We start from the raw sequence: 14,178 nt of genomic DNA, 5'->3' as shown, positions 1-14,178 counted from the left end.
ATACCGTCGAACTCGTCGCGCCCGCGCTGGGGCGGCGGCCGGTCACCGGTTCCGGATCAGTGCTGATCCAACCCGCCCTTCGCGGTGGGGCACCTCCCAACTGACCTTCGCGGAGGGGCGCTCCGAAATTACAGGCAGAATGAACCTCATGCAGAAACCGACCGGTAGTAGTTCGGTGCTCGAGTCCGCTCCCGGGGCCGCACCGGGCGGCCCGGCGGAGACTCCGGGCGTTTTCGCCACCCTGACCGACGAGGCCGCCAAGAAGCGTGACCTGCGGCGGATGAAGGCTGTCGCGACCGGTCTGCTGGCTGTGGCGACGGTGATCTATCTGGTGTGCCGGTGGGTGGAGTCGCGGGGTGGGGCGGGGGATTGGGTCGGGTATGTGCGGGCGGCGTCGGAGGCGGGGATGGTGGGCGCGCTGGCCGACTGGTTCGCGGTGACGGCGCTGTTCCGGCATCCGCTGGGGCTGCCGATTCCGCATACCGCGATCATCCGCCGGAAGAAGGACCAGCTGGGGGCGAGTCTGGGTGATTTCGTCGGCACCAACTTCCTGTCGCCGGAGGTGGTGACGGCGAAGGTGAATTCCGCGCAGATTCCGTGGCGGATGGGCAGGTGGATGGCGGTTCCGGGGAACGCGGCCCGGGTGGCGGACGAGAGTTCGACGATTCTGCGCGCGGTGGTCGGTGCGCTGCGGGACGAGGATGTCGAGCAGGTGATCGACAACACCATCGTGAAGCGGATCGCCGAACCCCAGTGGGGTCCGCCGATCGGCCGGGTGCTGGCGGAATTGCTGGCCGACAACCGGCAGCTGCCGCTGCTGGATCTGCTCGCCGAGCGGGCGCATCAGTGGGCGCTGGGCAGTCAGGAGACCGTCGATCGGATCGTGATGGGTGAGGCGCCGCAGTGGGCGCCGAAGTTCGTGAATGTGTTGTTGTCGGAGAAGGTGTACCGGGAGCTGGTCGAGTTCACCTGGAAGGTGCGGTCCACGCCCGATCACGAGGTCCGGCTGGCGGCGAACCGGTTCCTGGAGGAGTTCGCGCACGATCTGCAGTACGACGAGACGATGATCGCCAAGGCCGAGCGGATCAAGACCGAGATCATGGGCCGGGAGGAGATCACCGGTCTGGCCGAGGCGACGTGGCGGGCGGCCAAACGCCTGATCCTGGAATCGGCCGACGATCCCGACAGCACGTTGCGCCGCAAGGTCTGTGAGAACGTCCAGCAGCTGGGTGAGCGGTTGCGCGACGATACCGAGACGCGGACGAAGATCGACGGATGGATCGAGCGCGGCGCTCGCTATCTGGCCGCCAACTACGCCGACGAGATCGCCACCATCGTGACCGATACCGTCGCCCGCTGGGACGCGGAGGAGGCCAGTAAGAAGTCGTTCTGGGTGAGGACGGGGAGGTTGCCCAGCTCGCTGATCGGCATCGCGCTGCGGATATCGGGGAACCGCTCGAACAGTGCCGGTACCGCGATCGTCGCCTCCAGCCGGGCCAGGGCGGCGCCGGGGCAGATATGCGGGCCGTAGCCGAAGGAGATGTTGCGGTTGGCCGTCGGGCGGGTGATGTCGAAGGTGTCCGCGTCCTCGCCGTGCAGGTCGCGGTCGCGGCCGATGGCCCGGTAGGACATGACCACCCCGTCGCCCTTCTCGATGGTGCGATCGCCGACCGTGATGTCCTCGGTGGCGAACCGCATCAGCAGGTGGATGACGGGGCCGTCCCAGCGCAGGGTTTCCTCGATCGCCTCTTCCCAGGTGCGGTCGCCGCTGCGGACGGCCGCGAGCTGTTCCGGGTTCGCGAGCAGGGCCCGGGTGGTGGTGATGATGAGGCTGACGGTGGTTTCGTGGCCCGCCGCGACCAGGGCTTTGAGGTTGCCGTGCACTTCGGCTTCGGTGAGCGGGGTTTCGCCCTCGGCGACGTCGTGGATGAAATCGGAGGTCAGGTCGTCGGCGGGGTGGGCGGTTTTCTCCTTGATGAGCCCGGTGTAGTACTCGTCGAGTTCGGCGAAGACCCGCATCCGCTCGTCGTGCGGTGTGAGCAGGGAGAAGAACTTCTTGTACGACTCCAGCAGCATGGTGTGGTCGCCGCGGGGCACGCCCATGAGTTCGCTGACCACCCGCATCGGCAGCGGGTAGGCGAATATCTGCTTGAGGTCGACGGCGTCGCCACCGGCCGCCGCCGCGGCCAGGTCGTCGAGGAGTTCCGCGGTGAACTGCTCGATCTTCGGGCGCAGTTCGCCCAGCCGGCGCGGCGCCAGCGCGCGTGTGGTCTTGATGCGCAGCCGGCGGTGTTCGGCGCCGTCGACGGTGAACATGGAGCGGCCGGCGTCGATCATCCCGATCAGCGGCCACTCCCGGGTGACGGCCCCGGACTGCCACAGATTCCACTGCTTGTGGTCTTTGACCAGGCGGGTGTCGGTGAGCAGCCGGCGGGCCAGATTGTGCCGGGTGACGGTCCAGGCGGGCGCACCGAGCAGTTCGATCTTCGTGAGCTCCGGACCCTCGCACAGGGTCCGGGTCTCGCCCGCGAGATCGGCGACCATGGGGTCGATGGTCAGGGCCGCGGTATGCGGGCATTGCTGGCTCACGAGCCACCTCCAACAGCGGGAACGGGTGTGAAAACGACCGGTAGAGAAGTGAATCCGCGCAGGAACGGTGAGGGCCGCCGCACCAGGGATTCGGCCGGCACCGCCAGGTCCAGGTCCGGCAGCCGGTCGAGGAGCACCTCGATACCGGTGCGGGCGATGATCTCGGCGATCTGCTGGGCCGGGTAGGGGCAGCGGTATTCGCCGTGGCCGAACGCGAAATGCGCGGCATTGCCGGAATGGGCGGGATCGGCGCCGTGCCCGCTGTACTGGCGGATATGCGGATCGGAGTTGGCCGCCGCCAGGCCGAGCAGCAGCATATCGCCGCGCCGCACCAGCACCTCGCCGAGCCGGGAATCGCGGGCGACCCAGCGGCCGGCCAGGATCTGGGTGGGGGTGTCCTCCCACAGCACCTCGGTCATCGCCTGCCCGATACTGTGCCGGGCGGCGCCGAAGGCCGCGGCGAAGCGGTCGTCCACCAGCATCAGCCGGATCGAGTTGCCGATCCAGTCGGCGGTCGGCAGATGCCCGGCCGCGGTGACCGACTGCATGTTCAGGACGTACTCTTCGTCGGCGAACGGCTCGGGATGGGCCAGCATCCGCGATACCAGGTCCTGTCCGGGTTCGGTCTTCTTCTGCGCCAGCAGCTGCTGCATGTATTCGACGAACCGCTGGTAGGCGGCGGGCGCTTCGGGTCCGCCGTCGCACAGCGCCTGCATGGTCTGTGCGAGGTAGGGCCCGTCGGATTCCGGGACGCCCATGATCCAGGCGAGCGTGAGCACCGGGAGCAGTTCCGCGAACTCCTTCACCACATCGGCGTGACCGCGGCCGCAGAACCGGTCGATCAGGCTGTCGGCCAGATGTTCACAGGCGGTCCGCAGCGCGAACGGATCCACCGATTCCAGCGCGGGCTCGACCAGGCCCACATGCCGGGCGTGCGCGGCGCCCGCCGTGAAGTAGATCCCGGGCTGCGGCCGCCCGACCATCGGCAGCAGCGGCCAGTCCGTCGGGATCGCCGGCCACTGATTCCACAGACTCGAATCCCGGGGGAACAGCAGGCCGTCGGTGGTGACCTGATGCAGTTCCCGGTAACCGATCACCAGCCAGGCGGGGATTCCGCCGACGAGTTCCACCGCGACGACCGCCCCGTAGTCCGTCCGCATCCGGGTATAGAGCAGCGCGGGATCGGTGTGGAAACCCGGCCCCTCCAGCAGCACCGCCCCCGACGGGCCCACCGGACAGCCCGCCGCGGAGACTCCGGCGTGGTGGCCGGCCCGGGTCATGAGCCCACCTCCGCCGGTGGTGTCTGCCGCTCGATGAGGTGTTCCACGAGCCCGATCAGTACCTGTTTGCTCGACTCCCGGGACCGCGCGTCGGTGGCGAAGAGCGGCACCTGCGGGTCCAGGTCGAGCGCGTCGCGGACCTCGTCCAGCGCCGGCGGAATCGGTTCGAAGGAGTTGCAGGCCACCACGAACGGGGTGCCCTGGTATTCGAGACGGTCGATGGCATACCAGGAATCGCTGATCCGGCGGGGATCCACCAGCACCACCGCGCCCAGTGTGCCCGTGAACAGCCGGTCCCACAGGAACCAGAACCGTTCCTGGCCGGGAGCGCCGAAGACGTAGAGCACGTATTCGGCACCGAGGCTGATCCGCCCGAAATCGAAGGCGACAGTGGTGGTCGTCTTCCCGGATATGCCGGTCAGATCGTCGACGCCGACGCCCGCGTTGGTCATCACCGCCTCGGTGTCCAGCGGCTGGATCTCGCTGACCGCGCGCACCATCGTGGTCTTACCCACGCCGAAACCGCCGACGACGACGATCTTCAGCGCATGCCGCACGGAGCTGTGCAGGGGTGCCCGGGCGCGAGTCGGGCGGGCGTCAAAGGCTACGGAGTCCAACTAGCACCTTCTCGAGCATGTCGATATCGAACGTGTCACCGTGCGCGCCCGTGGCGAGCTCGGGATGGCGGACGGTGACCTTTCCCGCGTGCAGCAGATCCGCGACCAGCACTGTCGCGATACCGATCGGCAACCGCAGTTCGGCCGCGATCTCCACCACCGCGGTCGGCTGCCGGCATATCGCCAGAATGGCCATATGTTCGTGCTGCATGGCCGCGGCCGGATCGCATTCGCTCACCACCAGGGTGACCGGATCGAATTCGTCGGTGGTCGGGGCGGCGCGTCCACCGGTCAGCGTGTAGAAACGGTCGGGCTCGTCGTCGCGGCCGGGGCGGTTCACAGCAGTCTCGCTCGGCTCCCCCGCGGCGGTGCGGACAGATACTCACCGACCTGCTCGATCAGCGCCGCCATCTGGGCACCGACCAGTCCGGCGTCGGCATCGTCATCGGCCAATACCGCGATCTGCGCGCCCGCTCCGGCGCCGACGATGAACAGGATCCCGCCGTAGAACTCGGTCATCGACTGGCGTACCCCGCCGCGCCCGTTGCCGAATTCCGCGGAGGCGCTACCGGCCAGTGCCTGCACGCCCGAGGCGATGGCGGCGAGGCGATCGGCCTGATCCATGGTCAACCCGGCGGTATGGCACATCTGGATTCCGTCCGCCGCCAGCAGTACCGCGTGCCGCGCACCCGCGGTTTCGCTGAGTAGCCGCTGCAGCAGCCAATCCAGTTGCGCTGGATCCGATGTCATCGTCATCGATCGTTCTCCCGGTCGGTTGTCATGGAATGACGGGACAATCGCGCGGCGCCGTTGCCGGGTGATTGGATCGGTCCGCCGAACGGCTGGGATTCGTCGGCGCGGCCGGTGACCGCGCGCTGGAACGCCCCCAGCGAGGAAGCTGTCGATCGGTGTTTCGCGGGCGAATCCTGCTGGGGATCACCGTCGAAAGCGTCGGGGTCGGGCAGACCCTCGGGGTGGGCGGCCGCCAGGGTGCTGCCCCGGCGCCGCTTGGGCAGCACGGTGGTGGTGGTCGCGTCCGTTTCCGGTGCGGAGATCACCGGGAACCGGCCGGAACTGTGCCGGCCGGTCGAGTCCGGATCCGGGCCGAACATCGCGAGCGCGTCGCCGCTGGTATGCAGGGTGCGATAGCGCGACCCGGTCTCGGTGAGCGCGGCGAAGGAGCCCGAATCGGTGGCGGTGCCCGGCGGAAGCCCGGCCTGGCCGGCGGTATGCCCGGCGGGCAGGGCGGCGGGAGTGGGCGGTTCGATACGCGCGGTGAGTTCCCGCGGGATCATCACCACCGCGGCGGTCCCGCCGATCGCCGACGGCCGGTAGCTGACCGTGAGTCCGTGCTTACGCGCCAGCCGCCCGACCACCGCCAGTCCGAACCGGGTGCCGTTCAACGAGGAAAGTCCCTCGGATGCCTCGGTTTCCGCGCCGGAGACCGTCGTCTGGGCCCGGCGCAGCGAGGATTCGCTCATCACCAGACCACTGTCCTCGATGGTCACCGCCACACCCGCGGGCAGTTCCGCGGCGTAGATGTGTACCTCGGTGGTGGGCGGGGAGAACCGGCAGGCGTTGTCGACGAGTTCGGACAGGGCGTGGATGACACCTTCGGCGGCGTGCCCGGCGATGGCGATATCGGCGATCGCCCGCATCCGCACCCGCTGGTATCCGCCGACCCGGCCGATGGAGGCGCGCAGAACGCGTTCCATCACAATCGGTTTGGCCCAGCGGCGGCCGGTCCGCGCCCCGCTGAGGATGGCGATACTGTCGGCGAGGCGACCCGCCTGGGCCGTCGCGTGATCGAGTTTCAGCAGATCGGCGAGTACCGCCTGATCGGCGTACCGGTGTTCGAGATCCTGCAGTTCGGCCAGCATGCTGGTGGTCATCGCCTGCATCCGGCCCGCCGCGTTGGCGAGGGCCGCGATGGCGGCCGAGCGGCGCCGCTCGGCGGCCGCGGTGGCCTCCTGCTCCGCGAGGACCTTCTGTTCGGCGGCGGCGGTGCGGGCCTGCTCACGGGCGACCAGTGCGACGGCATCGTCGGCGCGGAGCTGTTCGGCGCCGATCAACCCGCGGAAGTACACCGCGGTGGTGACGGCGGTGCACGCGGCCACCACGGTGAGGGAGATCCAGACGGCCGTGACAAGGCGGTCGGCCGGCGCCACCGAGAGCACGGCGCCGCACAGCACCCCCACACCCACTGTGACCGAGACGCCCAGCGCCAGGGCCGGCGCAGCCCAGGGCGGGCGGCCGGCTCGTCCGGCCGGGGCCGACGCCCCCGATTCGTACATAGGTCGGGTACCCCCGCTCGCGCTTCGTCCTGCCGACCCAACGCCGAGCCCGCATCCGACACCCCATCGTGTCCGTTACCGAATCGTCGGATGAAAAGTGGTTTCGCTCCGGTCAATTCGGGTACCGGCCGTAGCATATCGGTCTGGTCCAACGTCCGCCACTCGAGTAAGCTAAAGCTCAGCTAACACTCGGTGTCCGGAACGAAACCCGGACAAGCCGATCCGGAATGCCGCACGGTCGGATCACCACGACAGGCACTCCGGCGCGATGCCGGGCACCATATGCGGTCGAGTCCATACTCAGAACGGTTTGAGTGACCACCATCTGTCGTACAGGTCACGGCCGGAGGTACCTCCGTAAACCGTCACGAGGCAGAAATCCCGATAGGGGTCGTCGAATTGGATTCGCAGTTCCCCCTGCTGCTCACTGAGATCGATCAGGACGACCCGCCCGCGGCTCGAGGCGCCGACCCATTCCTCCGCGCCGACCACCACACCGTCCTCGCCCTCGGCGAGCGGCACGATCTTCGCGGGTGAACGATCGGTCTTACACATGACGTCCACGACCCGCAGCGGATTGCGGTCACCGGTGCAGTAGAGAACACTCACCGGCCCCGGCGCCTTACCCAGTTCCACCGGCTGCGACTGCGTACTCTGCGGGTTACATCGGATCCCCTGGTGCCCGCTGCCGACCGGGCTGTCCGGGAGCAGTCCCGGCAGCGCATCGACCATGTACTGATAGTGCCCCCACGACAGCGTCGCCGCGGTGGTCGTGCCCGGAGCGGCCCGGCCCGCGTCATCGGCGGCCGGGAGGTACCGGATCGCGACCACCGCGGCGAGCGCGAGCGCGGCGATCAGCGCACCGAGGGCCAGAACCGGCATCCGGCCGCGGCTCACCGCTCTCCGGGCAGTCGGCGGGGCCGCGACGGGCGGTAACTCCGGCCGATGGCCGGGGGTCTCGTGGCCGAACGCGGCGGCGGCCGCCCGGGCCAGCATCCCGCAGGACGGAAACCGATCCGCCGGGTTCTTCGCCATCGCGACGGCGAGCACCCGGTCGATGGCCGGCGGCAGTCCCGGCACCACCGCGCTCGGCCGCGGCGGCGGCTGTTCCAGATGCGCGCGCATCAACTCCGCGAGCCCCGGCCCCCGGAACGGTTTCGATCCGGTCAGCATTTCGTAGAGCGTGACCCCGAGGGCATACACGTCGGCCCGATGGTCGACTGCGTAGCCGGTGATCTGCTCCGGCGCGGCGTAGGCCAGGGTCCCGAGCACCGAACCGGGGGCGGTGAGCGTCGTCTGATCTGCGCCGCGGCCGATACCGAAATCCGAAATGTAGACCTGATCGGGGCGGCCCGGGCGGTGCTCGAGGAGAATATTCGCCGGTTTCACATCCCGGTGCACCATCCCGGCCCGATGGGCCGCGTCCAGTCCCCACGCCACACTGCCGATGATGTGGAGTACGCCGTCGACCGGCAGCCCGGCCGGATTCCGGCGTATCAGGCCGGCCACATCGACGCCCTCGACATACTGCATCGCGATCCACGGCAGACCGTCGGCTATCCCGCGATCGTGGACGGCGACGATATTGGGATGGTCCAGCCGGGCCGCGAGTTCCGCTTCGCGCAGGAACCGGGCATGGAATTCCGGATCGCCGCGAAACTCACGGGACAGGACCTTCAGTGCCTCGCGGCGCGGCAGCCGCGGGTGCCGCGCGACATAGACCGTGCCCATCCCGCCCACACCCAGCACGTTCTCGATCAGATAACCGGCGAAGATCTCGCCGGGCCGCAGCGTGTCCGCCATCGCGCTACCCGTGCCCCATCAGCAATCCGTATTGGGCCAGGCCCTTGTGCCGCACGTCCTCGGCGACCCGGCCGAAGACCATGGCCTGGTACCGCCCGTGCACCACCCGGCAGTACGTGTTCGCCCACGAACTGTCCCCGAGCACGCGGCGGCAGCTGACATCGCGCAGCCCGGTCGGTACTTCGGTCGTGCGCACAGTCGTATCCACCGCGTCCTCGGCCACCGCCCGCTCGAAACGCTCACGCGCGGTCGCGGGGTCGGGGTAGCGAGCCAGCACGTTGTAGCCGTTGATCGCGACCGATTCGGGCCCGGACTCCGACCCCCTTCCCAGGTAGTGCGCACCGCCACGAGGGCCGAACACGATCCCGTGCCCCTCGAGGAAGCCCCAGCCCGCCACTTGGTCCTTGTCGTTCAGCGTCACCGCGGGCATCGGCCAGCGCCCCGGCGCCTGCGGCACCATCAGCCGGAGCATCCCCGAGGAGTCGAGCGGCAGTCCGGCGAGTTTCTCCCGCGGCGTAGGGTCGAAATCGTCCAGCCTGGGTAACTGCTGGTCGAAGGTCCCCCGAACCAGCGCCGTCAGCGCGGCGAGATCCGGGGCGGTGTGACCGGCCAGCACGTGGACCACGAACGGTCCGTGGGCCAGAGTGGCCGCCACCGTCGGAACGCCGGGTCGCCAGTGCGCGTGCGCGGCGCTGTACCCCGGCACCGGAACGCCGACATTGTCGCGGCTGACAGCGGCATCCCGGCTGTCGATATCCGCCGCGGCCCGGGTGGCGGATCCGTCGTCGGGGAACCGGAGCAGCATGATCTGCAGGAATCGATCGGCACCTGTCCGCGGCGGGATGCGGAGCTCGTTACTCGTTCCGTTCACCGCGATGCCCGCCAGTAACTCGTCGCGGTGCAGCACGTCCCGAACGGCGTCCGCCAGCAGCACCGAGGCCTTGACCGGTGTCGGCACCGGAACGATGCCGACACCGTAGGGGTACCGCAACGCGGCGTCGGCCTCCTGGGGGCGCACGACCGCCTCCGCCATCCTCATGGACTCGATCACCCGGCCGTACTCCGGATCGTGCACCGCGGGTTCGATCAGGGGTTCGACACTGTATTCCCCGATATCCAGCGCGGTGGGGTCCGGGAAGTCGGGAACCGGGCGGCCGGCCACGGTACAACCCGGCGTCGCCACCAGGGCCGCCGATACGAGGGCGGACAGCAGGAACCGCCCGGGGCCCCGTGATCGGCGGTGACGGGTCCGGCGCGGAATTCGCATTCCCCGTGCGTCACAACGGCGCATCGGCCCACCACCTGTCACGCAACTCGGTGCCCGATACCTCGGCCACCACTTCGATACGGCAGAAGTTGCGTGCCGCGTCGTCGAAGTAGATGTGCAGATAACCGCCACCCGGAGCCAGATTCGTGACCCTGACCTCCGGCGGGATACGTCCCCAGTGCAGATTGCCCGAACCGGACGCGCGACTCCACTTCTCGCTTCCCTCTACCTGAAAGGTTTCCGGCTCGGGCCCGATGGGAGAACGATCCGCGTTGCAGGTGACGACCACCCATTTCGCCGGATCGTTGTTCCCGGCGCACAACACCGATCCCACGGGCTCCGGGGTGTCGAGGGCGTGCACGGGAAGACTTCCCCGGTTCTCCTTGTCCAGCACGATACAAGTCGCCAGCTCCTGGTAACCCACCCCCGGAGGAACCGGGGGGAGCAGCGCCGGGAACGTCTGCGCCATATAGGCGTAGGCGCCCCACTCCGCGGCGTTGATACTCATGGCCGGATCGATACCCGGCGCCGATTCCGCCGCCGCGTCACCGTCGTCCCGCGTACCGAGCACCACCGACACAACAGCGATCAGCGCTGCCACACACACCAGCGCGCCCACGAGTAATCGTCGCGGTACGCGTGACGGCACCGCGTCAGGCTGGGCAACCGACGCCGCCTCGGCCGCTGCGGCCAGGGCACCACAACTCGGGTAGCGGTCCGCCGGATTCTTGGCCAGCGCCGTGGCGATCACCGCGTCGAACCCGGGTGGAATACCCGGGGCCGCCTCCGACGGGCGGGGCGGCGGCTCGTAGAGGTGCGAATATATGACCGCCGCCGGGGTATCGCGCGGGAACGGCACCCGCCCGGTCAGCAATTGGTACAGCGTGCAGCCGAGCGCGTACACATCGGCCCGCGGGTCGGTGCGCTCGCCGTTGAGCTGCTCGGGTGCGGCGTAGGCCAGAGTGGCGGTGACACTGCCGCTCTCGGCCAGCGAGGCCGTATCCTGCATCTGCCGCGCTATCCCGAAATCGGTGACCAGAACACGCTCGGAGCCGTCGTAGGAGGCGGATACCAGGATGTTCGCCGGTTTCACATCACGGTGCAGCAGACCGGCGCGATGGATCTCGTCCAGACCGAGAGCGGCGTACGCGACGATCGACACGGCACGCGCCACCCCGAGCCCGCCGGACGCGCGCCGGACCAGTTCGGCGGCATCGGTGCCCGCGACGTACTGCATCGCGATCCACAGCACACCGTCGGTTTCCCCCCGGTCACGGACGGCTACGAGGTTCGGATGCTGCAGCCGGGCCGCGATCTCGGCCTCGCGCAGGAACCTGCTCCGGAACTCGGCGTCCTCGGCGTGGGCGGTGGAAAGTACCTTCAGCGCGTCCCTTCGCGGCAGCCGAGGATGGTGGACCAGGAAAACCGTCCCCATACCGCCCGAACCGAGCCGACGCTCGATCCGATAACCGGCGAAGTCCATACCTGCGACGATCTCCACCGGCGCGACACCTCCGCAAAAGCGCTCACGCCGAGACCCTTTCGGCGCTACGCGGAGAAACGATACCCCGACCGCCGGGCTCGCGACCTGTTGTCACACCTGGTGCGGCCGATGCTCCACCGGCGGGGCCACACCGCGGGTGCCCGGGACGGGCCGGGCGTCGGCGCCGGTCTCCGGTAGTGCGGGTCCGGCCTCGATCATTCGCACCACTTCCGCCACCGGACGCACATCGCCGAACGAACGGTAGATGGTGTGCAGCGTGGCATTGTGGTCCCGATCGCGGCGGGCCGCGTTCGCGTCGGCCACCATGATCACCCGGAACCCCCGGGTGCTCGCATCGCGCGCCGACGCCGAACAGCACACATCGGTGACCGTTCCCGTGATCAGCACGGTATCGATGCCCCGTTCTCCGAGCAGTTCGGGTAGTGGGCAGCGGCCGGGAAAGAAGGCGCTGTAGGCGGATTTCTCGACGAACAGATCATGCTCGCGGATCTTGAGTTCGGGCCATATCCGCTGCTCCGGAGTTTCCGTCACACCCGAACCGCTGAACAGCCGGGCCACCCGCGGGCCGAAGAACTCGACCGCGTGCGGAGTGGGCTCGCCGGGTTCGGGGACGACCCAGGCGACCGTCCCGCCCACCGCCCGCAGCGCCCCGGCGAGCCGGTTGATACCGGGCACGATGCCGCGGCAGTAGGCGTTCTCCGATACGTGCATCGGTACCATATCGATCACGACCAGCGCCGTACGCCGGGGATCGAGGTCCGGATAGGCGAACCGGCGGCCGCGGCGGGCGTCCTGCCGCGCGTATTCCCGCTCCTCGATACGCCATGCGTGCAGCGATCGGGCGTCGCCGCGCAATTTCGCCAGGAACCGGCCGAGATGCGGATCGAACAGCGCCGGGTCGGCCGCGCCGATCTCGTCGATACTCCACCACCGGCCGTCGCGGAACTCGGTGGGGTCGAGAGTGAAAGCGGTATCGCGATCGACGGTGACCACATACCAGAGGCTGACGTCCTCGTGGCCGCCGTGGACCCCGACCGTGGTGGTGATCGTGAGAAAGAGCGGTTCGGTCATCGCGGTGAGATCGACAGTGATACCGAGTTCTTCCTCGATTTCGCGGCACGCGGTGCGGACCGGATGCTCCCCGGGTTCGACATGTCCGCCCGGCGGCAACCACAGACCTGCTTTGCGGTGATCCACCAGATACACGGCGGTTCGCTCCGGATCGACCACCGCGATGTATGAAACCAGATGGCGCGGCGGCACATCCGGCTTCCGGCGGCGGAAGAGATCGCCGGTGCCGTGCACCCAGCGGGCGGCCTCGGCCAGATGCGCCTGTTCGGTCTCGTCGACCGGCGCGATCGAGGAGACGAGATCGGACACGACGCGGGCAGCCGGCAGCATTGCCACAGCTTCGCAGACGGCTCCGACAGGAACTCCGGCGCCGCGATCGCGCAGCCCGGGATCAGAAGCCGAGTTTGCCCAGCTGTTTGGGATCGCGCTGCCAATCCTTGGCGACCTTCACGTGCAGGTTCAGATAGATCCGGGTGCCGAGGATGTGTTCGATCTGCTTGCGCGCGTTCGTTCCGACCTCCTTCAGCCGGGCGCCACCCTTACCGATGACGATGGCCTTCTGGCTCGGTCGTTCCACATACAGCAGCGCATGCACATCGAGCATGTCCTCGCGCTCCTCGTAGGGCAAGATCTCCTCGATCACCACCGCCAGCGAGTGCGGCAGTTCGTCGCGGACCCCTTCCAGCGCCGCTTCCCGGATGAGCTCGGCCATCAGGGTTTCCTCGGGCTCGTCGGTGAGCTCACCGTCGGGATAGAAGGCGGGCCCGGGCGGCATCTTGGTGGCGACCACGTCCACCAGCACCTCGATCTGCTCCCCCTTGGTCGCCGACACCGGGATCACATCGGTCTCCGGACCGAGCAGCTCGGAAACGGCCATGAGCTGGCGGGCGATCTGGTCCTTGCTCACCTTGTCGATCTTGGTGACCACACCGATCAGGGTGGTCTTGGGCGCCATCTGCCGCACCTGCTGCACGATCCACCGATCGCCCGGGCCGATCTTCTCGTCGGCCGGGATGCACAGCGCGATCACATCCACTTCGGAGTAGGTGTCGCGCACGAGATCGTTGAGACGCTGGCCCAGCAGCGTCCGGGGCCGGTGCAGGCCGGGGGTGTCCACCAGGATCAGCTGGGTGTGCTCGCGGTGCACGATGCCGCGGATGGTGTGCCGGGTGGTCTGCGGGCGCGAACTGGTTATCGCGATCTTCGCGCCCACCAGAGCGTTGGTCAGCGTCGATTTACCGGTGTTGGGCCTGCCCACGAAACAGACGAAACCGGATCGGAACTCGCCTTTGTCAGGCATCGGTGGCCTCGTAACCCTCGGCGATATCGAATACCGTCCCGGCGGCGTCGGCGAAGATGATGCGGGCGCCGGCCGAGACCTCGCGGACCGCCGCGACCCCGGCGTCGGCGAACTTCCCGCCGATCACGACGGCCGCCTCGAAGCCCTCCGCGCCGCTGGAGATCGCCGCCGCCACCGCCGACTGCAGGGCGGTCAGTCGTAGCGCCTGCAAACCGACCTCACCGGCGGCGTAGGTGCGGCCGTCGGTATCGCGAATCGCGGCGCCGCCCGAGCCACCGGTGCGCCCCAGCGCACCCCGGGCCAGTACCAGCAGCTTGTTGTCCTCGGTATCCAGTTCACTCATCGCCGGCTCCCTCGTCGTGCCGGGCGGACGGGCGATCCCGTTCCGATCCCGGATCGGTTTCCGAATTCTGCTCCGGTGCCCGGCCCACCACCACGGTGTGCACCCGGACC

Annotated in this window: 12 protein-coding genes and 1 pseudogene; 1 reads left to right on the top strand and 12 read right to left on the bottom strand. The window is 68.7% G+C overall.

Translation table 11 applies throughout. The annotated features are described in order from the left end of the window. Positions 1 to 280 precede the first annotated feature (280 nt). Positions 281 to 1,531: a DUF445 domain-containing protein gene (locus tag ACWDU1_RS17855; RefSeq protein WP_449999755.1), complete on the top strand. Its 1,251-nt coding sequence runs from the start codon at positions 281 to 283 to the stop codon at positions 1,529 to 1,531. On the opposite strand, the pseudogene ACWDU1_RS17850 reads toward ACWDU1_RS17855, so the two are convergent. The 12 genes and pseudogenes from ACWDU1_RS17850 to ACWDU1_RS17795 form a co-directional block, all read right to left on the bottom strand. After that, positions 1,510 to 1,698 (bottom strand): annotated as a pseudogene (locus tag ACWDU1_RS17850) (cytochrome P450); the annotation flags it as partial. The gene ACWDU1_RS17855 and the pseudogene ACWDU1_RS17850 sit on opposite strands and share 22 nt — an antisense overlap. 887 nt (positions 1,699 to 2,585) lie before the next feature. Continuing rightward, the gene (locus tag ACWDU1_RS17845; protein WP_449999754.1) at positions 2,586 to 3,869 is read right to left on the bottom strand and encodes a cytochrome P450; all 1,284 of its coding nucleotides are present in this window, start codon (positions 3,867 to 3,869) and stop codon (positions 2,586 to 2,588) included. Then, the gene (locus tag ACWDU1_RS17840) at positions 3,866 to 4,486 is read right to left on the bottom strand and encodes a GTP-binding protein (RefSeq protein ID WP_449999752.1); all 621 of its coding nucleotides are present in this window, start codon (positions 4,484 to 4,486) and stop codon (positions 3,866 to 3,868) included. Before ACWDU1_RS17840 ends, ACWDU1_RS17845 begins: the two co-directional genes overlap by 4 nt. Continuing rightward, positions 4,467 to 4,826, bottom strand: coding sequence for a DUF742 domain-containing protein (locus tag ACWDU1_RS17835; protein ID WP_449999751.1), 360 nt, complete (start codon positions 4,824 to 4,826; stop codon positions 4,467 to 4,469). Before ACWDU1_RS17835 ends, ACWDU1_RS17840 begins: the two co-directional genes overlap by 20 nt. Next, positions 4,823 to 5,236, bottom strand: coding sequence for a roadblock/LC7 domain-containing protein (locus tag ACWDU1_RS17830; protein WP_357422027.1), 414 nt, complete (start codon positions 5,234 to 5,236; stop codon positions 4,823 to 4,825). The genes ACWDU1_RS17835 and ACWDU1_RS17830 overlap by 4 nt, the downstream gene beginning before the upstream one ends. A gap of 2 nt (positions 5,237 to 5,238) precedes the next feature. Further along, entirely contained in the window at positions 5,239 to 6,780 is a 1,542-nt protein-coding gene (locus ACWDU1_RS17825) for a sensor histidine kinase (protein WP_449999750.1), read from the bottom strand. Positions 6,781 to 7,080: 300 nt separating this feature from the next. Then, on the bottom strand, positions 7,081 to 8,583 hold the full coding sequence (locus ACWDU1_RS17820) for a serine/threonine-protein kinase (RefSeq protein ID WP_449999748.1): 1,503 nt from the start codon (positions 8,581 to 8,583) through the stop codon (positions 7,081 to 7,083). A gap of 4 nt (positions 8,584 to 8,587) precedes the next feature. Further along, the gene (locus ACWDU1_RS17815; RefSeq protein ID WP_449999746.1) at positions 8,588 to 9,850 is read right to left on the bottom strand and encodes a DUF7373 family lipoprotein; all 1,263 of its coding nucleotides are present in this window, start codon (positions 9,848 to 9,850) and stop codon (positions 8,588 to 8,590) included. Positions 9,851 to 9,860: 10 nt separating this feature from the next. Further along, complete coding sequence (locus ACWDU1_RS17810) at positions 9,861 to 11,351, bottom strand: serine/threonine-protein kinase (protein WP_449999744.1); 1,491 nt, start codon at positions 11,349 to 11,351, stop codon at positions 9,861 to 9,863. A 93-nt stretch (positions 11,352 to 11,444) separates the two neighbouring features. Beyond that, positions 11,445 to 12,755: an isochorismatase family protein gene (locus ACWDU1_RS17805; RefSeq protein WP_449999742.1), complete on the bottom strand. Its 1,311-nt coding sequence runs from the start codon at positions 12,753 to 12,755 to the stop codon at positions 11,445 to 11,447. A 61-nt stretch (positions 12,756 to 12,816) separates the two neighbouring features. After that, complete coding sequence (gene era, locus ACWDU1_RS17800) at positions 12,817 to 13,725, bottom strand: GTPase Era (protein ID WP_449999741.1); 909 nt, start codon at positions 13,723 to 13,725, stop codon at positions 12,817 to 12,819. Beyond that, positions 13,718 to 14,068: a cytidine deaminase gene (locus ACWDU1_RS17795; RefSeq protein WP_449999739.1), complete on the bottom strand. Its 351-nt coding sequence runs from the start codon at positions 14,066 to 14,068 to the stop codon at positions 13,718 to 13,720. Before ACWDU1_RS17795 ends, era begins: the two co-directional genes overlap by 8 nt. Positions 14,069 to 14,178 lie beyond the last annotated feature (110 nt).

Source organism: Nocardia sp. NPDC003345 (assembly GCF_053589395.1).
This window is presented reverse-complemented; position numbering and strand designations above follow the sequence as displayed.

What these genes read in the sequence shown, in the direction of transcription:
- ACWDU1_RS17855 (WP_449999755.1), top strand. Translation starts at nt 281, where the DNA reads ATGAAGGCTGTCGCGACCGGTCTGCTGGCTGTGGCGACGGTGATCTAT.
- ACWDU1_RS17845 (WP_449999754.1), bottom strand. Translation starts at nt 3,869, where the DNA reads ATGACCCGGGCCGGCCACCACGCCGGAGTCTCCGCGGCGGGCTGTCCG.
- ACWDU1_RS17830 (WP_357422027.1), bottom strand. Translation starts at nt 5,236, where the DNA reads ATGACATCGGATCCAGCGCAACTGGATTGGCTGCTGCAGCGGCTACTC.
- ACWDU1_RS17825 (WP_449999750.1), bottom strand. Translation starts at nt 6,780, where the DNA reads ATGTACGAATCGGGGGCGTCGGCCCCGGCCGGACGAGCCGGCCGCCCG.
- ACWDU1_RS17820 (WP_449999748.1), bottom strand. Translation starts at nt 8,583, where the DNA reads ATGGCGGACACGCTGCGGCCCGGCGAGATCTTCGCCGGTTATCTGATC.
- ACWDU1_RS17815 (WP_449999746.1), bottom strand. Translation starts at nt 9,850, where the DNA reads ATGCGAATTCCGCGCCGGACCCGTCACCGCCGATCACGGGGCCCCGGG.
- ACWDU1_RS17805 (WP_449999742.1), bottom strand. Translation starts at nt 12,755, where the DNA reads ATGCTGCCGGCTGCCCGCGTCGTGTCCGATCTCGTCTCCTCGATCGCG.
- era (WP_449999741.1), bottom strand. Translation starts at nt 13,725, where the DNA reads ATGCCTGACAAAGGCGAGTTCCGATCCGGTTTCGTCTGTTTCGTGGGC.
- ACWDU1_RS17795 (WP_449999739.1), bottom strand. Translation starts at nt 14,068, where the DNA reads ATGAGTGAACTGGATACCGAGGACAACAAGCTGCTGGTACTGGCCCGG.